Raw genomic sequence first — 24,697 nt, 5'->3', positions numbered from 1 at the left:
GGTTTTAGTAATTGGACAGGTTGGTTGGCTTATTTTATTTTACTCTTGTTCTCTTTTACCCTATGCTGCACAATCCTGGTGATCAGTTCCAGCGGCATAGGATCCCCAAGCGGAAATTGTACCGAACCTTTCGCGCTTTTATAACTGGCAAACTCGTGCTTAAAGGCAGCAATGCCCAGGCTTGTAGGGTAAAAGCCAATGTGTTTATCATAGGCCGCAAAATACACCAGCATCCCATTTAATTTATAGGCCGGCATACTATAACTAATTACTTCTTCGGCACCCGGAGCGGCATTTTTTATAGTAGCCCGTACCAACTGCATCACTTGCTGTGTTTCGGCCGGGAAACGCGAGATATACTCGTCCACGTCTTTAGGTTTATTCATAGCCTGGGTTTAACATTGTAATATCTAAGGTGCTCAAAAAAATATTTATTACCTAATTGCTTCAATGCTTGTTATTTAAAAAGATATTATATAGTATTGTGTAGTAATGACACAATAATTCTTTGTTTGTGCATTAAAACCAATTATACGCATGCAATTGCATGTGCAAACCAAGTACTATAAATTGTTTATGAAAAAAATTACCTTATTAGGCGCAGCTATGGCTGTAGTAGTGTTGCCTGCCACTTTGCTGGCGCAAAATAAATGGACCGAAACTAAAAATGGTACTATTGCCACTGTTAACAATAGCGGCGGCCGCACGCTTGGCTATTCAACCACTTCGGGCGTAAAAATTTTAACGGTAGATGGCCTTGCCTTTAAGGACATGAACAAAAATGGCAAATTGGATAAGTATGAAGACTGGCGCCTGCCTGTTGATGTAAGGGCAAAAGACCTGGCATCAAAACTAACGGTCGATCAAATTGCAGGGTTAATGCTGTATAGTCGCCACCAAATGATACCGGCCGCGCCTGTTGGGCCATTCGCGGGCTTTTATGGTGGCAAATCTTTCCAGGAAAGCGGCGCCAAGCCTTACGACCTGTCTGATCAGCAAAAAGCATTTTTAGAAAAGGATAACGTACGCCACGTATTGATCACATCGGTACAAAGCCCCGAAATAGCTGCCCAATGGAACAACAACGCGCAAGCGTTTGTAGAAGGCATTGGCTTTGGCATACCGGCCAACAACAGTTCCGATCCGCGTAACGGAACGTTGGCAACTGCCGAGTTTAATGCTGGTGCCGGCGGCAATATATCTATGTGGCCCGGCTCGTTGGGTATGGCCGCTACGTTCGACCCTGCCGTAACCCAAAACTTTGGCCATATTGCCGCGCAGGAATACCGTGCCTTAGGCATCGCTACAGCCTTATCGCCCCAGGTAGATATTGCTACCGACCCGCGCTGGAACCGCGTGAGCGGTACATTTGGCGAAGACCCCGAGTTGGCGGCTGATATGGCACGCGCTTATATCGATGGTTTTCAAACCTCAACCGGCGATAAAGAAATAAGCGGCGGCTGGGGCTATAACAGTGTTAATGCCATGGTAAAACACTGGCCTGGCGGTGGTGCCGGCGAGGGTGGCCGCGATGCACACTACGGTTTTGGCAAGTATGCCGTTTATCCCGGTAATAATTTTACCCAGCACTTTATCCCCTTTACCCAGGGCGCGTTTAAACTAAAAGGTAAAACAGGTATGGCCGCGGCGGTAATGCCTTATTACACTATTAGCTATAAACAGGATACCAAAAACCACGAGAACGTAGCTAATAACTATAACAAATACATTATTAACGATTTGCTGCGCACCAAGTATAAATATGATGGTGTTATTTGTACCGATTGGCTGGTTACCGGCGATGAAACTGTTATCAACAGCTTTTTGTCGGGTAAATCATGGGGGATGGAGAAGGCTACATTAGCCGAGCGCCATTATAAAATATTAATGGCCGGCGTTGATCAGTTTGGCGGCAACAACGATGCCGCGCCTGTTTTAGAGGCCTACCAAATGGGCGTTAAAGAACATGGCGAGCCCTTTATGCGTGCACGCTTTGAGCAATCGGCGGTAAGGTTATTAAGGGGGATATTCCGCACCGGATTGTTTGAGAACCCATACCTTGATGCAGAGGCCACTAAAAAAACAGTGGGTAATGCCGATTTTATGGCGGCAGGTTACCAGGCGCAACTAAAATCGATAGTGATGTTAAAGAACAAGGCAAACGTTTTGCCTTTGCAAACCGGCAAAACCGTTTATGTGCCTAAAAAATTCACCCCGGCGGGTAAAAACTTTTTGGGTATGCCTTACCCCGAAAAACTGGAATACCCGGTGAATATAGAAACTGTAAAAAAATACTTTAAAGTAACCGAAAACCCTGATGAGGCCGATTATGCCCTGGTATTTATTGCCAGCCCTATTGGCCACGGCGGATATGATGCAGACGATGTAAAAGCCGGCGGAAACGGTTATTTACCGGTATCGTTACAATATGGCAAGTATACTGCCGAAACAGCCCGCGAAACCAGCATTGCCGGCGGCGACCCATTAGAGAGCTTTACCAACCGCAGCTATAAAGGCAAATCAGAAACATCAACCAATGTAACCGATTTGGCTATGGTGACCGATACTTATGCCAAAATGAAAGGTAAGCCGGTTATAGTATCGGTAAACCTGAATAACCCAATGGTTTTTGGCGAGTTAGAAAAACAGGCTAACGCGATAATAGTAGATTTTGGCGTACAGGGCCAGGCCAGTTTAGATATATTAACCGGCAAGGCAGAACCATCGGCATTATTGCCTTTACAGATGCCTTTAGACATGAAAGTAGTAGAAGCACAGTATGAAGATGTACCGCATGATATGAAATGCTACACCGATACCGAAGGCCACACTTACGATTTTGGTTACGGCTTAAACTGGAAAGGTGTAATTAAAGATGCCCGTACTGCAAAATATGTAAAAAGCAAATAACTATAATTAACAAGCAGTAATTTCACTTAAGAGATGATTAAGAGGGTTTGAGAGGGTAATTAAAATCCCCCATTCGTGCAATTCGCTTTAATTCGTGAAATTAGTGTCCATTTAAACCAAAAATTATGAAACGCTTCCTGGCTTTATCCTTAACCATATTGTGCGCATTTGGCGCTACGGCACAAAACCCCTTCCCTATTGTGCGCACAACAGGCGGCAAAATTTCGGGAAGCGTTAATGCAGATGCATCGGTAGTAGCATTTAAAGGCATCCCGTTTGCAGCACCGCCCGTTGGCAACTTGCGCTGGAAAGCGCCACAACCGGTAAGCCCATGGTTGGGCGTAAAAGCCTGTACCGATTTTGGCCCTAGCCCTATGCAAACCGTGCCAACGCCTTTTGGGGTTTATACCGAAGAGTTTCTGATAAAAAAAGAACCGATAAGCGAGGACTGCCTTTACCTTAACGTTTGGACAGGCGCAAAATCGGCAATCGAAAAAAGGCCGGTATTGGTTTGGGTATACGGCGGCGGCTTTGTTAGCGGTGGCACCAACGTACCTATTTACGATGGCGAGGCCTTAGCGAAAAAAGGGGTGATACTGGTAAGCGTACCTTACCGCGTTGGCATTGTTGGCTTTTTAGCACATCCCGAACTAACTAAAGAATCGCCTAACCATACCTCGGGCAACTATGGTATACTCGATCTGGTGGCCTCGTTAAAATGGGTTCAAAAAAATATAGCGGCTTTTGGCGGCGACCCTGCCAATGTAACTATTGCAGGGCAGTCGGCAGGGGCCTTTGCTGTTAATTACCTGGTGGTATCGCCATTGGCAAAAGGCCTGTTTCAGCGAGCTATTGCCGAGAGCGGTGCCAGCATGCTACCCGGTCCGCTTGGTGGCACCGATTTGGCCGAGGCCGAAGCAAACGGGGTTAAAACAGCCCGGTTGCTTAATGCCAAATCGCTTGCTGAGCTAAGAAATTTGCCTGCGGAGCAGTTGCTTAAACAAAATAATTTTCGCCCTATAATTGATGGCTATGTTTTGCCACAGACCCCATCAAGCGCATTTGCTGCCAATAAAGAGAACCAGGTGCCTGTTTTAACCGGATGGAATGAGGATGATGCTTTTATTGGGGGCATAAAAAACGCCGCCGATTATACAGAGGGTATTAAAAAGCGTTTTGGCGCAAAAGCGGCAGAAGTGCTAAAGCTATATCCCGGATCGATAGATGCCGATGCCGAAAGATCGCAGATCAGGCTATCACGCGATGGAATGTTTGGTATACAAAACTATAGCTGGGCCAATGCGCAATCGGCAAAGGGCAAGGCCAAGGTTTACCTGTATCGTTTTACACGCCGCATGCCTGCAACCGAAGCGTTTAAAAAGTACGGCGCTTTCCATACCGGCGAGGTAGCTTATGTGTTTAACGACCTGAAATTTGTGAACCGCCCCTTTGAGCCGGTCGATCAGGAGCTGGCAAACACCATGTCGACTTACTGGGTTAATTTTGCAAAAACCGGCAACCCTAACGGCCCCGGCTTGCCCGAGTGGCCGGCCTATACCCCAACCGGCAACCAGGTGATGATGTTAGGCGAAAAGCCCGGCGCGGTACCATTGCCTGATAAAGCCGCGCTTGACTTTATGGTAAAGGACGCGACAAAATAAAGGAGTCCGAAAGTGTCGTTTGAGCCCATGCCTGTCCGCGCGGACGGGTGCGGACTTAACAAAAACTTTTTTATATGAAATAAAATGTTATATTAGTGAGTGAGGGGTAGCGAAAAAAAACGAAAATTTCCCGCAAGACCAACAAAATAAACGAAAAATTTATAGCCAAAAGTGGAAAGGAAACGGCCCATACGTGCCGCAAAGGCCTTTTTTATCTCAAAACTATATTCAAAAAGACAACGCTCCAAAATTGAAAATAATTGTAGTGCCTTTTGTCCTGCATTAAACGCCGCCGTTTCCATTTCTCATTCATAAATTCCTTATTATTACATTTATAAACCTGTAATAAACAATACGTTTTGCTATGAGATCATTTTTAAATGCTGCCACCATGCTGCTGTGCTTGTTGTTTTCCAACACAGCCTTCTCACAAGCCATAAACCCCGATATTTTAAACCATCCCTGGAAAGCCTCGTGGGTATCGGTACCTAACCAACCACTGCGCGACTATGGTGTATACCACTTCCGTAAAAGCATCGATCTGCCAACAAAACCGGCTAAATTTGTGATCCATGTATCGGCAGATAACCGGTATAAACTGTATGTAAATCAGCAACTTGTATCATTAGGCCCCGCCCGCGGCGATATGTACTACTGGAAGTTTGAAACAGTAGATATAGCCCCTTACCTTGTAGCAGGTAAAAACACAGTAGCCGCCCTGGTATGGAACGAGGGTGACACCCGCCCCGAGGCACAGATATCTGACCGTACAGCCTTTATTCTACAGGGCAATACCGCAACAGAAGAGGTGCTTAATACCAATAAAACCTGGAAATGTATACGCGATAAAGCATTTAAACCCCTAACCGGTGTAGGCTACGGCACCTACTACGTAGCAGGCCCCGGCGAAATGGTTGACATGCACGAGACTATAAAGGACTGGACCGCAAACAATTATAATGATAGCGCCTGGCTTGCAGCATCGCGGATAGATAATGGCAACCCCAAGGGCATAACCAACGGCTTTGGCTGGATGCTGGTGCCATCGGCTTTGCCGCAAATGGAGTTAACGCCACAACGCATAGCGGTTATGCGTAAAGCTACTGGTATTAGTGTCCCCACCGGCTTTCCGGCTGTGAAAACAGCTGTTACTGTCCCGGCCAATACAAAGGCATCCATTATATTAGATCAAACATTTTTGACCAACGCCTATCTCTCTTTAAGTTTAACCGGGGGCAATAACGCGGGTATTTCGTTTACCTATGCCGAAGCGCCGATGGTAAATACCCCGAATAACAGCATGCTTAAAACCAATCGCGATAAGATTGAAGGCCTGAAAATAATAGGCCGTAAAGATAGCATTACCGCGGATGGGTCAGCTAATCAAAGCTTTACCACAATGGCATTCCGCACCTTTAGGTACATTTTGGTAAACATTAGCACCAAAGATGAGCCCTTGGTAATTAACGATATTTACGGCACGTTTACCGGCTATCCGTTTAAACAAAATGCCCGGCTGCAAACAGCCGACCCTGAATTGCAAAAAATGCTGGATATAGGCTGGCGCACAGCACGCTCATGCGCGGTAGAAACCTATATGGACTGCCCTTACTACGAGCAATTACAGTACATAGGCGATGGCCGCATACAGGCCCTTGTATCGTACTTTAACAGCGGCGATGACCGCCTTGCACGCAATGCCCTTAACCAAATGGACCACTCGCGCCTGGCTGAAGGGATAACGCTAAGCAGGCACCCGTCTTATAGTCCGCAGATCATCAGCACCTTCTCATTATGGTACATTGCTATGCTGCACGATTATTGGATGTACCGCCCCGATGTAGGTTTTATAAAGGATAAGTTAAACGGAGTTAGGCAGGTATTGGCCTTTTTTGGTAAATACCAGCAAGCAAACGGCCTGCTAAAAAATTTACCTTATTGGACCTTTGTTGATTGGATAGATACCAAAAGCTGGGATTTTGGGCAACAACCAAAAGATAAGGACGGTAACTCGGCTATATTAGATATGCAACTGATGTGGACCTACCAGCAAGCTGCCGAAATGGAGACACAGTTAGGCATGCCGGCTTATGCGCAGCTATACAGGGCAAAAGCGGCACAGTTAAAAACAGCCATACAGCAAAGCTATTGGGACAGCAAGAAAGGCGTATATGCCGATACAAAGGATAAAGACACCTATTCGCAGCATACCAATTCGCTGGCAATATTAAGCGGTATGGTAAACGGTCCTGCAGTAACAGCGCTTGCCAAAAAAATTGAAAAAGACAGCAGCCTTACAGCTACCACTATCTACTTTAAATATTACGTACACCAGGCCTTAACCAAAGGCGGCCTGGGCAATGATTACATTAGCTGGCTGGATATATGGCGCAAAAACATAGGTATGGGCATGACCACCTGGGCCGAAATATCCGACCTGGAGCATAACCGGTCCGATTGCCACGCCTGGGGAGCCAGCCCGAACATCGAGTTTTATCGCACCTTTTTGGGGATAGATAGCGATGCCCCCGGCTTTACCAAAATTAAGATAGAGCCGCATCTGGGCAGTATGCAAAGCGCATCGGGCCAAATACCGCACCCCAATGGTACCATTGCTGTAAACTATGTTAAAAATGGAAGTAAGTGGGATATAAAGGTTAACCTGCCGATAAAAACCGACGGGGTGTTAGTATGGAAAGGCAAACGTTACTATTTAAAAGGCGGCATTAACAGTTTAAGTATTTAATTTTATCCTAACACAAATACCCTTTATTTTAGTTGTTATGCCAGTGTCATAATAATCTTCAAAATAAACTCAAAAGAAACCTTTTTAACGCAAGGTATGTTAGTTACTAATATTACAAATAAAATAACACAAGGGTTATATTAATCTTACCGTTATAGTGTTTATTTGGTGTTTAATAAATGGGTAATTAATATCTATTTATTATTAAAAATGTGATATTTACAGGCTGAAACCTGAATTATACACTCAATAATATATCGCCGGTTCATGAAAACTACACCTGCCCAATTAAAAGTCCTTTCTGTTGATATCGGTGGTTCGCATATTAAAGCCACAATTTTAAATGCCAAAGGCGAGCTGTTAATAGATTACAAAAAAATTGTAACGCCAAACCCGGCCAATCCGGACAATGTGGTAAAAGCTATTAAAACGTTAGTTAAAGATTTCCCCACTTACGAAAAAATATCGGTGGGTTTCCCGGGCTATGTAAAAAATGGTGTAGTTAAAACAGCCCCCAACCTTGGTAACGATTTTTGGAAAGATATTGACCTGCGTAAAAATATCGAAAAGGAATTGGGTAAAGATACCCAGGTAGTAAACGATGCCGATATGCAGGGCCTTGGTGTGGTAAGCGGAAAAGGGCTCGAGATGGTGATAACCCTGGGTACCGGTTTTGGAACCGCATTACTAATGGATGGCATACTTTTGCCACATTTTGAGATTGCCCACTTGCCCTTATCAAAAAACAAAGATTATGACGATTATATAGGCGACAGGGCCCTGGACAAAGAGGGCATTAAAAAATGGAATAAACGTATTCAGCGCGTTTTTGAGATATTGAAAACAGTATTCAATTACGACACTTTATATATAGGCGGCGGCAATTCTGATGTGCTTAATTTTAAGCTTGATAAAAACATGAAAATTGTAACCAATGCCGACGGGATAAAAGGCGGGGCAAGGTTATGGCAGCAAGCAGTAAAACCCGTAACAAAAACAGTTATAGCAACCCCAACTAAGTAATAACCTTCTTTTTATAATAACATGGATAAGAAAAACGATGAACTTGAACAATTAGCGATAGATACCGTAAGGATACTTTCGGCAGATGCAGTACAAAAGGCAAATTCGGGCCACCCCGGCACCGCAATGGCTTTGGCGCCAATGGGCCATGTACTTTGGACAAAGTTTTTAAATTATAACCCTAAGAACCCCGATTTTGCAAACCGCGACAGGTTTATCCTTTCTGCGGGCCATGCATGTATTTTGCAATACAACTTTTTGTATTTAACCGGGTACGATCTTTCTTTAGATGATATCAAGGCGTTTCGCCAGTTAAACAGCAAAACCGCCGGCCACCCCGAGTATGGCTTGGCACCGGGTGTTGATGTAACCACCGGCCCGTTGGGCCAGGGTTTTGCCAACGGTGTTGGTTTTGCCATAGCACAAAAACATTTAGCTGCCCGTTATAACAAACCTGGTTTCGATCTTTTTAACTATAGCATCTACTCGATAGTAAGCGATGGCGACATGATGGAAGGCGTAACCTCTGAGGCGGCCTCTTTAGCCGGGCACCTGCAGTTAGGTAACCTTATCTATTTATACGATGATAACCACATATCTATTGAGGGGAGTACCGATATCGCCTTTAATGAAGATGTATCGGCGCGTTTCCGTGCCTATGGCTGGCATGTGCAGGAAGTAACGGATGTTAACGATACCCATGCTTTAGAGCTGGCATTGATCAACGCGAAATCTGAATCACAAAAACCATCGCTAATACGCGTTCGTTCGCTTATCGCGTATGGTAGCCCTAACAAATCGGGTACTGCAGGTTCACACGGTTCGCCGCTTGGTGCTGACGAGATCAAATTAGTTAAGGAATTCTTTGGCTTCGACCCTGAGAAATCATTTAACGTACCTGCCGAGGTACTGAAATATTACAATGAGAAAGGTGCACGCGGCATCAAAACGGAAGAAAAATGGAACGAGCTTTTTGCTAAATACAAAGAGAAATTCCCTGAATTAGCTGCCGAGTACGAAGCCGCCTTTAAAGGCGAACTGCCAACAGGCTGGGCAGATAAATTACCGGTATTTAAAGCATCCGACCCTAAAATGGCTACCCGCCAGGCATCGGGCAAGGTATTAAACGCTGTTGCGGCAAGTTTGCCAAACCTAATTGGTGGTGCTGCGGATCTGGCCCCATCTACAGAAACCAACCTTAAAGAATTTGATTCATTTACCTCCGAGAACAGGGGTGGCCGTAATTTCCACTTTGGCATACGCGAGCATGCCATGGGTTCGGCTTTAAATGGCATGGCCCTAACAAAAGGGGTGTTGCCGTTTGGTGCAACCTTTTTGCAGTTTGCCGATTATATGCGCCCGCCAATCCGTTTGGCGGCTATTATGAAGATAAGCCCGATATTTGTTTACACCCACGATAGTATAGGCTTAGGGGAAGATGGAACCACCCACCAACCTATTGAGCATTTAGCATCGTTACGCGCAATACCAAATGTTACGGTTATACGCCCAGCCGATGCCAACGAAACCGCATACGCCTGGAAGGTAGCCATCGCTAAAAAAGGTGGCCCAACAGTATTGGTGTTTACCCGCCAGGGCTTGCCAATATTAGACCAGGACAAGTATGGTAAAGCTGATGGTTTAGAGAAAGGTGCGTACATATTATCAGAAGCCAGCAAAGAAATCGACTTGATATTATTGGCTACAGGTAGCGAAGTTGCCCTTATAATGGAGGCACAAGCCAAGCTGGAAGCCGAAGGGATATCAACTCGCGTGGTAAGTATGCCATCGTGGGAGTTGTTTGAGGCGCAGGACGCTGCTTATAAAGAGCAGGTGTTGCCTAAGGCGAGCCGCAAACGCTTAGCTGTTGAAATGGCATCACCAATGGGATGGCATAAATACACTACCGACGAAGGCGATATGCTGGGCATGACCACCTTTGGCGAATCGGCCCCGGCAGATGAGTTGTACAAGCACTTTGGCTTTACAGTGGATAACGTAGTTAAAAAAGCGAAAGCATTGTTATAATAGATACAAGAGGTTAAGAACCAAGAAACAGGATAATCCTGGCTCTTGGTTCCCGGCTTCCTGATTCTTTAACCATGAGTTTAATAAACAACCTGCAATGGTCTTCCGAGATCATTAACCAAAGCGGCAAGCAAAAGGTAGCCGCTGAAATTGCCGCGAAGGTAAAGGATGGCGATGTGCTTGGTGTGGGTTCGGGTTCTACGGTTTATTTGGCATTGCTGGCCATTGCCGAACGCATAAAGGCTGAAAAGCTAAATTTGCTGGCGATCCCTACATCGTTAGAAATATCGATGTTTTGCAGCAAACTAGGCATACCCTTAACTACCTTATTTGAGCACAAGCCCGATTGGTTATTTGACGGTGCCGACGAGGTTGACCCTAATAACAGCCTGATAAAGGGCCGCGGTGGGGCAATGTTTAAAGAGAAACTATTGATAAGCAGCAGCCCTGTAAATTATATAATTGTTGATGATAGCAAGATAGTTGACAAAATAGGCACTAACTTTCCTATCCCCATCGAGGTGTTTCCGCAGGCATTGCTGCATGTTGAGGAAGAGTTGGAAAAATTAGGCGCTAACAGCATTAAGCTACGCCCGGCTGTAGGTAAGGATGGCCCAATTATATCAGAGAACAACAACCTGATATTGGACTGCCACTTTAATAGTGTACCCGATACTTTAGAACGGGATATTAAAGCTATAACAGGCGTAATAGAAAGCGGATTATTTATAGGGTACGATCTGCAAATAATGGTAGCATCAAACAGGTAAGGAGTTTACACGGCTATAGCACAATTAGGAGATTGCCGTTACAATATTAAATATATTAATTTAGACCTTTATATAAAGAGAACATCGAATTATGGAAAATAAAGTAAAAAAAATACATGATTTCGGCCAAAGCATCTGGCTTGATTTTATTGACCGCGAGATAATCAGCAGCGGTAACCTGCAAAAATTAATTGACGAGGATGGCATCCGTGGGGTAACATCCAACCCTGCTATTTTTGAGAAAGCAATCTCAAGCTCGTCAGACTATGACGCTGACATTGCAGAATATGGTAAAGACAGCGGAACAACCGAAGAGTTATTTTTTAAACTGGCTATAAAAGATATACAGGCAGCTGCCGACCTTTTTAACCCTTTATACAACGAAGGTGTTGTAGGTGCCGATGGTTACGTAAGTTTAGAGGTGTCGCCATTTTTAGCACTGGATGCCGAAGGTACTGCCAAACAAGCCGAACTGCTTTGGAAGCAGGTAGACCGCAAAAACGTAATGATAAAGATACCGGGTACCAAACCGGGTTTAAAAGCCATACGCGAAACCATTGCTAAGGGCATTAATGTAAACGTTACCCTGCTTTTTGGTTTAGAGCGCTACGAAGAAGTTACCGAAGCCTATATTTCGGGTTTAGAAGACCACCTGGCCGCAGGCCATAATATCGAGCACATATCATCGGTAGCCAGTTTCTTTTTAAGCCGTATAGATGTTGTGGTTGACCCATTATTAGAAGAAAAAGGCTTAAAAGACCTTGTAGGCGAAGTAGCCGTTGCATCAGCGAAAAAAGCATACGAAATTTATAAAAGAGTGTTCAGTACTGAGCGCTGGAAAAAACTGGAAGCTAAAGGCGCCAAACCACAGCGTTTGCTTTGGGCCAGTACCGGTAGTAAAAACCCTGCGTTTAAAGATACTAAGTATGTAGAGGCGCTTATTGGCCCCGATACTGTTGATACTGTTCCGTTAGAAACCATCGAAGCTTTCCGCGACCATGGTATTGCAGCCGATACTTTAATGCTGGGCTTAGACCAGGCAACCGAAACTTTAGCCAGGATCAAAGCCGCAGGTATTAACCTTGACGAGATCACTCAGAAGTTGGAAGATGAAGGCATCGATAAATTCAACAAACCTTTCGAAAAATTACTTAAGGCTATAGAAGATCAAAAAAGCAAGGTTTAATCGCGTTAAGTAATGAATAACTCCGATCTTAAAATACTCTTCTTTGACGTTGGGGGCATATTGCTGAGCAATGGCTGGGGGCACGAATCAAGGCACGAAGCGGCTAAAAAGTTTGGGTTAGATTACGAAGAAGTGAACGCGCTGCACAATTTCATTTTCAACGTATACGAAATTGGCAGCATCACTTTGGATGAATACCTTGATAGGGTGATTTTTAACCACCCGCGCGATTTTGTGCGAGAGGATTTTAAAGAGTTCATCTATGCGCAATCTGTTGAACTACCCGATATGCTCAAATGGTTAAAGCAGTGGAAAAAGGATTGCGGTTTCCGTATCATATCCATTAACAACGAGGGTAAAGAACTGAACGATTACCGCGTGCAAAAATTTAAACTGCACGAGTGTTTTGATGCCTTTATATCATCGTGCGAGGTAAAAATGCGCAAACCCGACCCGGGTATATGGCAGCTGGCAATGGGCATTGCCCAGGCAACGCCAAGCCAGTGTGTGTATTTTGACGACCGGATAATGTTTGTACAAGCGGCAGAGCGGCTGGGCATACGTGCTTTCCATCATACCAACTTTGAGCAAACAAAAAATATATTAAACGATCTTAAGAACGAAAAATTCAATTAACATGAGCTCAACAACAGATAAATATGCCTTTGGCATGATAGGCTTAGGCGTTATGGGCCGCAGCTTGCTGCTAAACATGGCCGACCATGGTTTTGCAGTAGCAGGGCATGATAAAGATACAGGTAAGGTAGCATCGTTAAACGAAGAAGCCGGCGACCGTAAGGCAAAAGGCTTTGGCGATGTAAAGGAATTTATACAAAGCTTAACCTCGCCGCGCGCCATTATGATGCTGGTGCCTGCCGGTAAAATTGTTGATGCCGTAATTGAAGAACTTACCCCCTTGCTTGATAAGGGCGATATTTTAATTGATGGCGGTAACTCGCACTTTACCGATACAAACCGCCGTGTAGACGAGCTGGAGGCAAAAGGCCTGCACTTTTTTGGCATGGGTGTATCTGGTGGCGAAGAAGGTGCGCGCAAAGGCCCAAGCATGATGCCGGGCGGCGATAAAGACGCCTATAACGTGATGAAGCCCATATTTGAAGCTATTGCCGCTAAGGTTGATGGCGTTCCGTGTGTAACCTACATTGGGCCGGGCGCATCTGGTCACTTTGTAAAAATGGTGCATAATGGTATCGAGTACGGTATAATGCAATTACTGGCCGAAACCTACGAAATAATGAAGAAAGGCCTTAAGATGGATAACGATGCCATTGGCAAAGTATTCGCTGAGTGGAACGAAGGCCGTTTGCAATCATTTCTGTTGGATATTACCAAAGACATATTTAAATATAAAGCACCCGGGACAGACCATCTGTTGTTAGACGATATTAAGGATGAGGCCCGCGCAAAGGGTACCGGTAAATGGACATCGCAAAGCGCTATGGACCTGCAGGCACCCATCCCTACGGTTGATACCGCTGTAGCAATGCGCGATCTTTCTAAATACAAATCGCTGCGTACAAAGGCGGCGGGCATTTACAGCACTACAGACCACGAGGCTATTGAGGGCAATGCTGCCGAGTTGTTAACCGCTATGGAGCAGGCCTTTTATTTCACCATGATAATTAGCTACGCGCAAGGCATGCACATGTTATCATTAGCATCGGCGGAGTATAAATATGAGCTGAAACTGGATGAGATAGCCAAAATATGGCGCGGCGGATGTATCATCCGTTCAAAATTCTTAGAAAACATTTACGGTGCTTACGGCAAGGATAAAACACTTGAACATTTACTGTTAGACAGCGATGTAGCAGCTTTGGTTGAAGGCACACTGCCCGGCATACGCAAAGTGGTTGCCGCGGCCGTTACCGCAGGTATTGCAGCACCGGCTTATGCCTCATCATTAAGTTATTTTGATGCTTTCCGCAGCGAGCGTATGCCGTCAAACTTAACACAGGCACAACGCGATTACTTTGGCGCGCATACCTACGAATTGATAGGCAAGGAAGGTACTTTCCACACACAATGGGCACCTACTAAAGATTAAAAATAGAGCCAGGAGATAAGAATCAAGTCAGAAATCGATCAAATTAAATTGCGGTCTTGATTCTCTCTCAAAAAAATATTATCATGAGCACAACCACTAAGTCAGAACCTACCATATTCATCATTTTTGGTGGAACGGGCGATTTAAATTCACGCAAAATTGCACCGGCCCTTTATAATTTATTTTTAGATGGATGGCTGCCAAAGCAATTTTCCATAATAGGTACTGGTCGTACCAAGCTTACCGATGAGCAATTCAGGGAAAACCTGCATAACGATATTAACCAATTTTCGCGTAGCGGTAAAAGCGACCCGAAAAAGTGGGCCGAGTTTGAAAAAAGCATTTACTACCAGGTATCGGATGCTACCGACTTTGAAACTTATAAAGAATTTGGTGTACGTATTGATAAACATAACGCCGAGTGGAAAACAAAGGCAAACGTGTTATTTTACCTGGCAGTAGCGCCAAACTTCTTCCCAATTATTGCTTCCAACATATCAAAGGCAAAACTGGCCGAGGATAAAAATAAAGTAAGGATAATTATCGAGAAACCTTTTGGCCACGACCTGGAAACAGCCAAAGAGCTTAACACCCTGCTTTCGGGTATATTTGATGAATGCCAGATATACCGTATAGACCATTACCTGGGTAAAGAAACCGTGCAAAATATTATGGCTTTCCGCTTTGCCAACTCTATTATGGAGCCTTTGTGGAACCGTAATTATATAGAGCATGTGCAGATATCGGTAACCGAACAACTAGGCGTTGAAGAGCGCGGCGATTATTACGATGGATCTGGCGCTATGCGCGATATGATACAAAACCACTTGCTGCAATTGCTTTGCCACATAGCAATGGAGCCCCCTGTTAGCTTTATAGCCGACGAGGTGCGCGACCGCAAGGTGGATGTATTAAAGGCTATGCGCAGGTTTACGCCCGAAGATGTACGCAACTCGGCCGTTAGGGGCCAGTACGGCAGCGGCTGGATGAAAGGTAAAGAAGTGCCCGGCTACCGCGAAGAACCAAAGGTTGATCCGGATTCGAACACCGAAACCTTTGCCGCGTTTAAGTTTTTTGTTGACAACTGGCGCTGGCAGGGCGTACCGTTTTACGTTCGCACAGGTAAAAGAATGCACCAGTCATCATCGGTTATTACCATTCAGTTTAAGGATGTGCCGCATTTGATATTCCCTACCGAAGCAGCCGAAAGCTGGCAGCAAAACAGGTTGATCATTAGCATACAGCCCGAAATGAGCATTCGTTTACAGGTGCAGGCCAAACGCCCCGGTATTGATATGGTGTTAAACGTAGTAGATATGGTATTTGATTATAAGGGCACTTATGCCAACCAGGCACCCGAAGCCTACGAAACGCTAATATTAGACACTATGCTTGGCGACCAAACCCTGTTTATGCGCGGCGACCAGGTAGAAGCAGCCTGGGATCTGGTGATGCCGATACTAAACACCTGGCAAAATAAAAAGAGTTTGAACTTCCCTAATTATTCTGCCGACTCGTGGGGCCCCGAATCTGCCGAAGCATTAATAGCGCGCGACGGGTTTAACTGGTTCACCCTGCCGGTTAACGGTAAAAAGTAATAGCTATGGAACTTAAAATATTTAAAACGGATACCGAGGTACTGCAAAACTTAGCAGAATATATTGCAGCTGTAGCTGCAAAAAGTATTGATGCGAATGGTCGTTTTTCTATCGCATTATCAGGCGGCAGCTCGCCAAAAAAATTGTACGAGCTGCTTGCCTCTAACTATGCCAATAAAATAGATTGGGATAAGGTGTTTTTCTTTTTTGGAGACGAACGAGATGTGCCATTAACCCACAAGGATAGCAATTACCTGATGGCTAAAACAGCATTGTTCGACCCATTGAATATTAACCCCGCCAATGTATTTGCGGTGCAAACTAACCTCGGAGCCGAAGAGGCTGCCAAAAACTATACGCTAAATCTCATCAACTTTTTTGATGGGCATAATGCCTGTTTTGATATGGTGCTGCTTGGCCTGGGCGATAACTCCCACACCGCGTCATTATTCCCGCATACATCAGTACTGGCCGACGAAACGGCATCAGTGCAGGCGCTATATATTGATGAGGTAAAAATGAACCGCATAACCTTTACCGCGCCGTTAATAAATAACGCCCACTATATAGTGTTTTTAGTTTATGGTGCAGGCAAAGCCGAGGCCGTTAAACACATTTTAGAAGATAAAACCAATATAAAGGAATACCCCGCCCAGCTTATTAAACCAAGCGGCAATGGCGACCTGCTTTGGTTTTTAGATGAAGCCGCGGCTGCTGCCTTAACAAACAAGCAGGGCTAAGTTATTGTGATAAACTAATTACCAAACCCTGCATAATAGGCCTTTTAAATATTCTCCTTCGGGGAATGATGCCCTAACGGGATGGTCTTCCGGTTGATGAAACTGGTAGATGAATTGCACCTGTTTGCCCGCATCCAGTGCGGCCCAGGCCAATACCTGTTTAAAGGTTTCCATATCCATAGCACCCGAGCAGGAGTAGGTAGCCAGCAGCCCGCCGCTGTTTAGCAGCTGCATGCCCAGGCGGTTAAGATCCTTATAGGCACGTGAGGCACGGTCAAGTGCCGAACGCGATGGCGCGTATTTTGGCGGATCGAGCACCACAATATCAAAAAGAGCTCCCTCATCCCTAAACTTACGCAGCTGTACGTTCACGTCCGATTTAATGGCCGTATGTGCTGCGCCTTCAAATTCATTAAGTCTTATATTTTCGGTAAGTGTTTCCAGCGCGAGTGCCGAGCTATCTACACTGGTTACCGCCGTCGCACCGCTTTTTAACGCATTAAGGGTAAAGCCGCCGGTATAGCAAAAGCAATCCAGCATGCTTTTACCATTGGCATAGCCGGCCAGTAGTTGGCGGTTATAGCGCTGATCGCAGTAAAAGCCCGATTTTTGCCCTTCGGCGATGTTAATGCCATAGCTAATACCATTCTCTTTAACCATCACCAGTGGCGGCGGCTGGCTACCGGCTAATAAAGTATTGTTTGTTTCCAAACCTTCGTGCAGGCGCGATGCCGCGTCGCTTTTATCAAAAATACTGGCAGGTTTTAACAGCGCATTCAGTTCATCAATAATAACCGGCATGGCATTTTGCATCCCCGATGTTAATACCTGCACGGCCAGATGGTCAGCATATTTATCAACTATCAGGCCCGGCAGGTAGTCCGATTCACTGAAAATCAAACGGCAGGTATCGGTACTTCCATCGGCCAAGATATGGTCACGACCGGCAACAGCCATGCGCACTTTTGCCCTAAACCAGTTATCGTCAATGGCAACATTTTCATCCCATTCCAGCAGGCGCACCGCCACCCGCGATTTGTCGTTGTAAAAGCCGTAGGCCAAAAAATCCTTTTTAGCATCCAGCAGGCGTATTACATCGCCATTGGCTGGTTTGCCTTTAACATTTTCTATAGCGCCCGAAAATACCCAGGGGTGCCTGTGCAGCACCGCTTTCTCTTTTCCCTTCTTTAATACAACATCAATCATGCAGCAAAGGTAATAATTAGCGCGATGTGCTTTTTAGTATCATTATAAATAACACATTCGCTTGATTATTCTGTTATTAATCAGGTAAATTCACCCTTATAAGCCTTCTTGTATGGAAAACGAAATAAGATGTCCGCGTACCCTAAAGGACCAGGACCCCAACGACCCATCGCGCCGTAATTTTATAAAGCAGTCTACATTAATAACTGCTGTGGCACTAACACCTGCAACCGCCCTTAAGGCCGCGGAAGAACATGTAGATGATGCCATTGCTGCCGTTTTTGAAAAACTGCCCGTAAAACTGGAAGTGAATGGCACGGTTCACAGCCTATCGGTTGAGCCCCGGGCCACCCTGCTGGATATTTTACGTGAGCAGCTTGACCTTACCGGCACCAAAAAAGGTTGCGATCATGGCCAATGCGGAGCCTGTACCGTACATGTAGACGGGCAACGGGTAAACAGTTGCCTAACACTTGGCGTAATGGCCAACGGTAAAAAAGTAACCACCATAGAGGGCCTTGCCAAAGGCGACGAATTGCACCCTATGCAGGAAGCATTTATTAAGCATGATGGCTTCCAATGCGGATATTGCACCCCGGGGCAAATCATGTCGGCAGTGGCTTGTATAAAAGAGGGGCATGCCAATTCTGAAGCAGAGATACGCGAATATATGAGCGGTAACATATGCCGCTGTGGGGCTTACCCAAATATTGTTAACGCTATACTGGAAGTAAAGAATGGAGGGCAATCTGCATGAAACAGTTTCAATACGTAAGGGCCAATACCCGCGAAGGCGCTATAGCCGCCATTAGCAAACCCGGCACCAAAATTATAGCGGGCGGCACCAACCTGGTAGACCTGATGAAACGTGGTGTAACCGCGCCCGATAAACTGGTGGATATAACCCACCTGCCTTTAAAAGATATAAGCGAATCACAAGGAAATGTGATGACGATGACTGTAGGGGCTTTGGCGTTAAATAGCGTTGTTGCCGAAAACGCACGCGTTAAAGATCTCTTCCCTTTGTTATCAATGGCATTAAAGGCCGGGGCATCGCCACAATTACGCAATATGGCAACTGTTGGCGGTAATATGATGCAGCGCACCCGCTGTAGTTACTTTTACGATACCGCCCTGCCCTGCAACAAACGCGAACCGGGCACAGGCTGTGGCGCAATGGAAGGTTACAACCGCATGCATGCCATTTTTGGTGCAAGCGATAAATGCATAGCCGTACACCCAAGCGATATGTGCGTGGCTTTAGCCGCTTTAGATGCTACTGCTGTAGTAGCGGGTACAAAAGGCGAAAGGCGCATACCATTTACTGATTTTCACCGCTTGCCCGGACAACATCCTGAGCTGGATAACACCCTTTTACCGGGCGAGATGATCATAGCAGTAGAGATTCCTGCCAATAACTTCGCCAAAAATAGTTACTACCTAAAAGTGCGCGACAGGCAATCATACGCCTTTGCGCTGGTATCGGTAGCGGCTGCTTTAGATATACAGGGCGGAGTAATAAAAGGCGCACGCCTTGCAATGGGTGGCGTGGCGCACAAGCCATGGCGCTTGTTTGATGCCGAAAAGGCGCTAATAGGCAAAACGCCAACCGAAGAAAACTTTAAGCAGTCCGCACAAATAGCCTTACAGGGGGCGGTTGCTCATGAGTATAATGCATTTAAATTAAAACTTGCCCCGGCTACCATCACCGAGGCGTTAAAACACGCGTCAGGCTTAGTTTAATACCATGGAAAAACAACTTACAAAAGCAGTACCATCCTCTTCGGATGGTATGGGCCGTATAGACGGACGAGCAAAAGTAACCGGCGCGGCAAAATATTCCGCCGAATATAAACTGCCCGGTATGGCCTATGCTGTACTGGTGGGCAGCACTATTACTAAAGGCACTATTACCGGCATAGATACCAAAGCCGCCGAAAAAGCGCCGGGTGTACTGGCCGTTATCACGCACTTAAACACACCAAAAGTGCCGGGGCACCAAAAGGCTAAAAACCCGGGCAAACCCGAAATAAAGGCCGGGCCGTTATTGGTTTTTAACGATAATAAAATATTATATAACGGGCACCCTGTAGCCATGGTAGTGGCCGATACCTACGAACGCGCCTTATACGGGGCATCGTTGGTTAAGGCGCAATACAATAAGGAGGAGCACAATACCAGGCCGCCAGTTGATATCAGCAAAGGCAGCACGCCCTGGGGCGGTAAAGATTTTACGCGCGGCACTACAGATGCATGGCAATCGGCACCGGTAAAGCTGGAACAGGAATATGTATTACCCAACGAGATACATAACCCTATGGAACTGCATGCCATTATAGCCAAATGGGATGCACCAGATAAACTAACCGTTTGGGATAAAACACAAGGCGTAAAAGCCACGCAGGAAGATATTGCCAAAGCCTTTAAACTACCTGTAAACAATGTGCAGGTAAACTCGCAATATGTGGGTGGAGCTTTTGGCAGCGCGCTGCAAGTATGGCCGCACGAAATTGCTGCCATATTAGGCGCGCAGGTTGTAAAACGCCCCGTTAAACTGGTGTTAAGTCGCCCCGATATGTTTACATCGGTAGGTTACCGGCCTTACACCTGGCAAAAAATTGGTATCGGCGCTAATGCCGATGGCTCGCTGGTTGGTATCACCCACGAGGCCGCGGGGCAAACCTCGTCCTTCGAAGATTTTGCGGAAGGACCAATAAACACCAGCAAGGGATTGTATGCTTGCCCCAATGTAACCACACGTTATAAAATAGTTTCGCTGGATGTAAATACTCCAACGTGGATGCGCGGGCCGGGAGAGGCTACCGGTGCCTTTGCGCTGGAATCGGCTTTGGACGAGTTATCGTACGCCCTAAAAATGGACCCGATTGCCTTACGCCTAAAAAACTACGCCAAAAAAGATCCGGATAACGGTAAAGAATACTCCAGCAAGTATTTGGATGAAGCCTACGAAATGGGTGCAAAACAAATAGGCTGGGAAGACCGTAAAGCCGAACCCGGAACCCTTAAGCAAAATGGCTGGCTGGTAGGCTATGGCATGGGTGGCGGCATGTTTGGCGCCTACCGCGATACGGCCACTGTAAGGGCTATCATGAAAGCCGACGGCACACTTACCCTGCAAACAGCCGTAAGCGATATAGGCCCGGGCACTGGTACCGCCATGGTACTGATAGCAGCCGAACAGACCGGCCTAAGCCCCGATAAAATAAAATTTGAGATGGGCGATTCGTCGCTGCCTAATGCGCCTATGCAGGGTGGTTCGGCGGTAACGTCAACAGTAGGTTCGGCGGTGTACGATGCCTGTAACGTGTTAAAAGAAAAGTTTCAGCAATTAACAGGCAATGGAGGTACCGACAAGCTTGACTACGTTAAAATATTAAAAGATAAAAACCTGCCATCGGTAGAGGTATTAACCAAATCGCAGGGCGGGCCAAATAACGAAAAGTATTCGATGCAATCATGGTCGGTGCATTTTACCAAAGTATTGGTGCACCCGGCAACAGGTGTGGTTAAAATAGACAAGGTAGTATGCGTTGCCGATTCGGGCCGTATCATGAGCCCTAAAACTGCGCGCAGCCAGGTGGTTGGCGGGGCAATAGGCGGTATAGGCATGGCACTAATGGAAGAAGGGGTCATAGACCACCGTTATGGCCGCTACATCAACAATAACCTTGCCGACTACCATGTACCGGTTAATGCTGATATCCCACAGATAGATGCTCTTTTTGTAAACAAACCCGACCCTTATATTAACCCGATGGGTGCAAAAGGCATGGGCGAAATAGCATTGATAGGTATGGCGGCGGCTGTTGCCAACGCGGTATATAACGCTACTGGCAAACGCGTTCGCGATCTGCCTATAACACCCGATAAATTGATATAATTAATAAGCCGTATTAATGCAGAATGCCTGTGTTGATACGGCTTATTATAAAGCAGGTATTTATTAATCCTGCAATATCGGCTGGTGGTGCTTGTGGCATGCTTCGGCGCATTCGCGGCAGGCCTGGGCACATATCTGGCAATGCTGATGCTCGTGCATGCTGCATTCTTTTGCGCACATTATACATATCTCTTCGCAAAGCACTAAAAACTGGTGCGCAATCTCCGATTCGCGCTGTAGCAGGGTGGTTGTCAAGGCGCAAATATCTGCGCAATCCCTGTCAAGGCTTATGCACCTTACCATTGGCTTTACATTTTCTTCGTGTAAACAGGCGGTGGCGCAATTTTGGCAGGCCGCCACACAGGCCAACAATTTTTCGATGAGGGCGGTATGATCATGATTTTCCATAGCTGTATGCATTAATGTTATATTTATAATGCGCTATAGTTAAAAAAGTTTCGATAAATTTAAATTACCAACCTTTCAGCGTTTTAATATAAGCTATTAGCTGGTTAGCAATCATCTCGTGCTCATTAATATCAGGGTGCCCGTCGCAGCCGCTGTTAAAGCTCCGCGAAAAGAAGAATTTGCTCACCTTTTTATCGCCCCGCATATTTACCATGCGCACAATACGGGTAAGGTACTTTTTTAATACTTCTGTTAAGTGCGCATCGGCCATAGGACTGGTAAGGCAAACAATACTGGCGTTGGGATATTTGCTGCGTACTGCAGTTATTAGTTTAATATAGGCACTGCCAAATTTTTCGTAATCCTGCGTTCCATCGTTTTGGCCAAGGCAAATGGTTACTACATCGGCCGGGTAACGCTTAAAATCCCATTGCAGCGAATCGTTGCGCAGGTAAACTTTATCGTACACCTGCGGAAACACTACATCCATATTACAGCAGCTATGCACCATACCAATACCGGCTACAGCCGTTAGCTGCCATTGGGCGTTTAACGCACGCGATGTGCGGGCGCCATAACTCATGTAGGCGTTATGCTGATCGTGCCACTGGCCCTTGCCACAAGGCACTGCCGATTCATCAGCACCCGTACCGGTGGTTATAGAGTCGCCATAATACTCTATACGGCGTGTGGGTTGCACGGGTGGGTTAAGCAGCTCGCTGCATTTAAGCCCCAAAAAGTCCAAATACCCCAGGCCCGATTCGGTGTCTTTACATATTACCACAGTGTGTGCCGTATCAGGCAGGTCTTTAGCTATTACAATTTCGTTTGTTTTGCCTGTAGTTTGCAGGCGCGCAGGGACGCCATCTATCACCACCTCTATATAATTATGTACTGTGCCATACATTACCTCATCGTTCACCAAAAGTGTGCAGGTAGTGCCTTTAAACCTGGCGGTGATGTATACCCCCGCCGCCCAAAACCTGGGCCGCTCTGGCTGTGTAAAGTCGATCCTGCCAACGTATTGAAAACGGCTATCGTTTGCCTTGAAAAAGGTTAACGGTTGCTGGGCGTAGGTTTTAGCCGCGCTTATAAGCAATAAAAGTATGGTGGCGTATCTTTTCATAATTAGTACACATAGCAAAACCTAAAAATAAAGGCAAATGGGCGTTTATGCTAATACTTTATTGCAAATACTTTAAATAAAAAAGGTGGGTGCCATTAAGCATCCACCTTTGTATGGGTTTAATCAATATTACTTGTTGCTGTTATCGTCGTCAGGTTCATCTGCGGCAACACCTACAACTTTATAGATTTTGTTGTTATCGTCGTCGCGTTGCTCCTGGAAATAAGTTCCATCTGGTGCAACATACAGCTTTTCGCCGTTAACAGTAATTTTTCTGCTATCCTGTGGTAATTGCTTAACCACATCGCCCACCTGAAATTGTGGGTAATCGGCACCGGCACCACCATCGGGGGTGTTCAGTTCGCCATCTTTACCGGCAACTTCGTATACGGTTGTACCGTCATCCTTAGTTACCTCGCGGTAGTAAACACCATTGTTTTCGTAATACTGTTCGCCGTTTATAGTTATCGGCTCAGCTTTTGATGGCAATTGGTTTACCTGCGCACCTATAGGTGGCTCAACAATGGTATACTGATCATTATTTTGCTGATAGTAAAAACCATCGCTGTAGTAGTACTGGTAATCGCCATAGTAAAACGGATAATAACCGTAAGGCAATACGCCTATGCTAAAGCCAATACGTGGGTAGTAGTAAGAGTTGTAATAGCCGCGATAGTTATAAAAACCATAGTTAAAATAACGCGGGCCATAATAACGGTAACCACCACGATAACCGTAGCCATAACGGCCATAGTTACCGCCACGATAGCCATAACCATAACGGCCATAGTTACCACGGCTGCCTATATATGGGCGGGCCGATCCATTTACGCCATAACGGCTACGCGGACCAACTACACCAGTATTGCCATTAGCATAACCCCTGTTTTGGAAAGTACCACCGGGACGACTTTGTGCGCCACCATTAAAACCTATTGAAGGGCGCGCACCACCATCCTGGCGAGGAGGGGCTATAGCTGTTGAAGGGCGGTTAAAACCACCTGATGGGCGACTGACGCTACCGCCATTGAACCCGCCCGACGGACGGCTGATGCTACCACCGCCAAAGCCACCTGATGGACGGCCACCACCGCCGCCGCTAAAACCACCACCTGACGGGCGACCGCCACCACCATTACCACCGCCTGCACCCCTGTGCTGTGCACTGGCTGGCAATGCTAAAAACAGACACAACAATCCACCGAATGCTATGCTGAGTACATTTTTATATTTGATATTCATGATGAAAGATTAATAACCGACCGGTTTTTTTGCCGGAGTGTATGTATGACTAAAAAATAACCTAACGGTTTAATTGCTATTTAA

Annotated in this window: 20 protein-coding genes; 14 read left to right on the top strand and 6 right to left on the bottom strand. The window is 45.9% G+C overall.

The window, feature by feature from the left end; translation table 11 throughout:
• Positions 1-29: 29 nt before the first annotated feature.
• A complete protein-coding gene (locus tag FFF34_013460; GenBank protein ID TSD64901.1) occupies positions 30-386 on the bottom strand; it encodes a DUF1801 domain-containing protein in 357 nt (118 codons plus the stop codon).
• Positions 387-576: 190 nt separating this feature from the next.
• Between FFF34_013460 and FFF34_013455 the strand changes: the two genes are divergently transcribed.
• Together FFF34_013455 and FFF34_013450 are read left to right on the top strand one after the other, a co-directional pair.
• Positions 577-2,910 (top strand): glycoside hydrolase family 3 protein, encoded by a 2,334-nt coding sequence (locus tag FFF34_013455; GenBank protein TSD64900.1) that lies wholly within the window; start codon positions 577-579, stop codon positions 2,908-2,910.
• 125 nt (positions 2,911-3,035) lie between these two features.
• The gene (locus FFF34_013450; GenBank protein ID TSD64899.1) at positions 3,036-4,571 is read left to right on the top strand and encodes a carboxylesterase family protein; all 1,536 of its coding nucleotides are present in this window, start codon (positions 3,036-3,038) and stop codon (positions 4,569-4,571) included.
• Positions 4,572-4,663: 92 nt separating this feature from the next.
• Here FFF34_013450 and FFF34_013445 read toward each other — a convergent pair whose 3' ends face one another.
• Positions 4,664-4,873, bottom strand: coding sequence for a hypothetical protein (locus tag FFF34_013445; GenBank protein TSD64898.1), 210 nt, complete (start codon positions 4,871-4,873; stop codon positions 4,664-4,666).
• Positions 4,874-4,935: 62 nt separating this feature from the next.
• Between FFF34_013445 and FFF34_013440 the strand changes: the two genes are divergently transcribed.
• The 9 genes from FFF34_013440 to pgl all read left to right on the top strand — a co-directional run bounded on the left by FFF34_013440 (position 4,936) and on the right by pgl (position 16,730).
• Complete coding sequence (locus tag FFF34_013440) at positions 4,936-7,317, top strand: Bacterial alpha-L-rhamnosidase (GenBank protein TSD64897.1); 2,382 nt, start codon at positions 4,936-4,938, stop codon at positions 7,315-7,317.
• A gap of 267 nt (positions 7,318-7,584) precedes the next feature.
• Complete coding sequence (locus FFF34_013435; GenBank protein ID TSD64896.1) at positions 7,585-8,340, top strand: ROK family protein; 756 nt, start codon at positions 7,585-7,587, stop codon at positions 8,338-8,340.
• Between the two features lie 21 nt (positions 8,341-8,361).
• Positions 8,362-10,368, top strand: a complete 2,007-nt coding sequence (tkt, locus tag FFF34_013430) for a transketolase (protein ID TSD64895.1) — start codon at positions 8,362-8,364, stop codon at positions 10,366-10,368.
• Between the two features lie 74 nt (positions 10,369-10,442).
• Positions 10,443-11,138, top strand: a complete 696-nt coding sequence (gene rpiA, locus FFF34_013425; protein TSD64894.1) for a ribose 5-phosphate isomerase A — start codon at positions 10,443-10,445, stop codon at positions 11,136-11,138.
• Positions 11,139-11,229: 91 nt separating this feature from the next.
• Positions 11,230-12,324 carry a transaldolase gene (gene tal, locus FFF34_013420; protein ID TSD64893.1) on the top strand — a complete coding sequence of 365 codons (1,095 nt, stop codon included), beginning with the start codon at positions 11,230-11,232 and terminating at the stop codon, positions 12,322-12,324.
• A 12-nt stretch (positions 12,325-12,336) separates the two neighbouring features.
• Complete coding sequence (locus tag FFF34_013415) at positions 12,337-12,960, top strand: HAD-IA family hydrolase (protein TSD64892.1); 624 nt, start codon at positions 12,337-12,339, stop codon at positions 12,958-12,960.
• A 1-nt stretch (position 12,961) separates the two neighbouring features.
• Positions 12,962-14,392 (top strand): NADP-dependent phosphogluconate dehydrogenase, encoded by a 1,431-nt coding sequence (gene gndA / locus FFF34_013410; GenBank protein ID TSD64891.1) that lies wholly within the window; start codon positions 12,962-12,964, stop codon positions 14,390-14,392.
• Between the two features lie 83 nt (positions 14,393-14,475).
• Positions 14,476-15,990: a glucose-6-phosphate dehydrogenase gene (zwf, locus tag FFF34_013405; protein ID TSD64890.1), complete on the top strand. Its 1,515-nt coding sequence runs from the start codon at positions 14,476-14,478 to the stop codon at positions 15,988-15,990.
• 5 nt (positions 15,991-15,995) lie between these two features.
• On the top strand, positions 15,996-16,730 hold the full coding sequence (gene pgl / locus FFF34_013400; protein ID TSD64889.1) for a 6-phosphogluconolactonase: 735 nt from the start codon (positions 15,996-15,998) through the stop codon (positions 16,728-16,730).
• An 18-nt stretch (positions 16,731-16,748) separates the two neighbouring features.
• Here pgl and FFF34_013395 read toward each other — a convergent pair whose 3' ends face one another.
• Positions 16,749-17,936, bottom strand: a complete 1,188-nt coding sequence (locus FFF34_013395) for a class I SAM-dependent rRNA methyltransferase (GenBank protein TSD64888.1) — start codon at positions 17,934-17,936, stop codon at positions 16,749-16,751.
• Positions 17,937-18,048: 112 nt separating this feature from the next.
• On the opposite strand from FFF34_013395, the gene FFF34_013390 reads away from it, so the two are divergent.
• From FFF34_013390 to FFF34_013380, 3 genes are read left to right on the top strand one after another with little or no spacing between them, the layout of a single operon-like run.
• Positions 18,049-18,693 (top strand): (2Fe-2S)-binding protein, encoded by a 645-nt coding sequence (locus tag FFF34_013390; GenBank protein TSD64887.1) that lies wholly within the window; start codon positions 18,049-18,051, stop codon positions 18,691-18,693.
• Positions 18,690-19,679 (top strand): xanthine dehydrogenase family protein subunit M, encoded by a 990-nt coding sequence (locus FFF34_013385; GenBank protein ID TSD64886.1) that lies wholly within the window; start codon positions 18,690-18,692, stop codon positions 19,677-19,679. Before FFF34_013390 ends, FFF34_013385 begins: the two co-directional genes overlap by 4 nt.
• A 4-nt stretch (positions 19,680-19,683) precedes the next feature.
• Positions 19,684-21,837 (top strand): xanthine dehydrogenase family protein molybdopterin-binding subunit, encoded by a 2,154-nt coding sequence (locus tag FFF34_013380; GenBank protein ID TSD64885.1) that lies wholly within the window; start codon positions 19,684-19,686, stop codon positions 21,835-21,837.
• A 63-nt stretch (positions 21,838-21,900) separates the two neighbouring features.
• Here FFF34_013380 and FFF34_013375 read toward each other — a convergent pair whose 3' ends face one another.
• From FFF34_013375 to FFF34_013365, 3 genes are all read right to left on the bottom strand, one after another.
• Entirely contained in the window at positions 21,901-22,245 is a 345-nt protein-coding gene (locus tag FFF34_013375; protein ID TSD64884.1) for a four-helix bundle copper-binding protein, read from the bottom strand.
• 64 nt (positions 22,246-22,309) lie between these two features.
• Positions 22,310-23,371 carry an acetyl xylan esterase gene (locus tag FFF34_013370; protein ID TSD64883.1) on the bottom strand — a complete coding sequence of 354 codons (1,062 nt, stop codon included), beginning with the start codon at positions 23,369-23,371 and terminating at the stop codon, positions 22,310-22,312.
• Positions 23,372-23,500: 129 nt separating this feature from the next.
• Entirely contained in the window at positions 23,501-24,613 is a 1,113-nt protein-coding gene (locus tag FFF34_013365; protein ID TSD64882.1) for a hypothetical protein, read from the bottom strand.
• Positions 24,614-24,697 lie beyond the last annotated feature (84 nt).

This window comes from Inquilinus sp. KBS0705, from assembly GCA_005938025.2.
Classification (GTDB): domain Bacteria; phylum Bacteroidota; class Bacteroidia; order Sphingobacteriales; family Sphingobacteriaceae; genus Mucilaginibacter.
Note: the sequence above shows the minus strand (reverse complement) of the source record. Positions and strands in the feature narration are given on the sequence as shown.

Bases quoted from the DNA above. Each gene is read 5' to 3' on its own strand.
- FFF34_013460 (TSD64901.1), bottom strand. From the start codon at position 386: ATGAATAAACCTAAAGACGTGGACGAGTATATCTCGCGTTTCCCGGCC.
- FFF34_013455 (TSD64900.1), top strand. From the start codon at position 577: ATGAAAAAAATTACCTTATTAGGCGCAGCTATGGCTGTAGTAGTGTTG.
- FFF34_013450 (TSD64899.1), top strand. From the start codon at position 3,036: ATGAAACGCTTCCTGGCTTTATCCTTAACCATATTGTGCGCATTTGGC.
- FFF34_013445 (TSD64898.1), bottom strand. From the start codon at position 4,873: ATGGAAACGGCGGCGTTTAATGCAGGACAAAAGGCACTACAATTATTT.
- FFF34_013440 (TSD64897.1), top strand. From the start codon at position 4,936: ATGAGATCATTTTTAAATGCTGCCACCATGCTGCTGTGCTTGTTGTTT.
- FFF34_013435 (TSD64896.1), top strand. From the start codon at position 7,585: ATGAAAACTACACCTGCCCAATTAAAAGTCCTTTCTGTTGATATCGGT.
- tkt (TSD64895.1), top strand. From the start codon at position 8,362: ATGGATAAGAAAAACGATGAACTTGAACAATTAGCGATAGATACCGTA.
- rpiA (TSD64894.1), top strand. From the start codon at position 10,443: ATGAGTTTAATAAACAACCTGCAATGGTCTTCCGAGATCATTAACCAA.
- tal (TSD64893.1), top strand. From the start codon at position 11,230: ATGGAAAATAAAGTAAAAAAAATACATGATTTCGGCCAAAGCATCTGG.
- FFF34_013415 (TSD64892.1), top strand. From the start codon at position 12,337: ATGAATAACTCCGATCTTAAAATACTCTTCTTTGACGTTGGGGGCATA.
- gndA (TSD64891.1), top strand. From the start codon at position 12,962: ATGAGCTCAACAACAGATAAATATGCCTTTGGCATGATAGGCTTAGGC.
- zwf (TSD64890.1), top strand. From the start codon at position 14,476: ATGAGCACAACCACTAAGTCAGAACCTACCATATTCATCATTTTTGGT.
- pgl (TSD64889.1), top strand. From the start codon at position 15,996: ATGGAACTTAAAATATTTAAAACGGATACCGAGGTACTGCAAAACTTA.
- FFF34_013395 (TSD64888.1), bottom strand. From the start codon at position 17,936: ATGATTGATGTTGTATTAAAGAAGGGAAAAGAGAAAGCGGTGCTGCAC.
- FFF34_013390 (TSD64887.1), top strand. From the start codon at position 18,049: ATGGAAAACGAAATAAGATGTCCGCGTACCCTAAAGGACCAGGACCCC.
- FFF34_013385 (TSD64886.1), top strand. From the start codon at position 18,690: ATGAAACAGTTTCAATACGTAAGGGCCAATACCCGCGAAGGCGCTATA.
- FFF34_013380 (TSD64885.1), top strand. From the start codon at position 19,684: ATGGAAAAACAACTTACAAAAGCAGTACCATCCTCTTCGGATGGTATG.
- FFF34_013375 (TSD64884.1), bottom strand. From the start codon at position 22,245: ATGGAAAATCATGATCATACCGCCCTCATCGAAAAATTGTTGGCCTGT.
- FFF34_013370 (TSD64883.1), bottom strand. From the start codon at position 23,371: ATGAAAAGATACGCCACCATACTTTTATTGCTTATAAGCGCGGCTAAA.
- FFF34_013365 (TSD64882.1), bottom strand. From the start codon at position 24,613: ATGAATATCAAATATAAAAATGTACTCAGCATAGCATTCGGTGGATTG.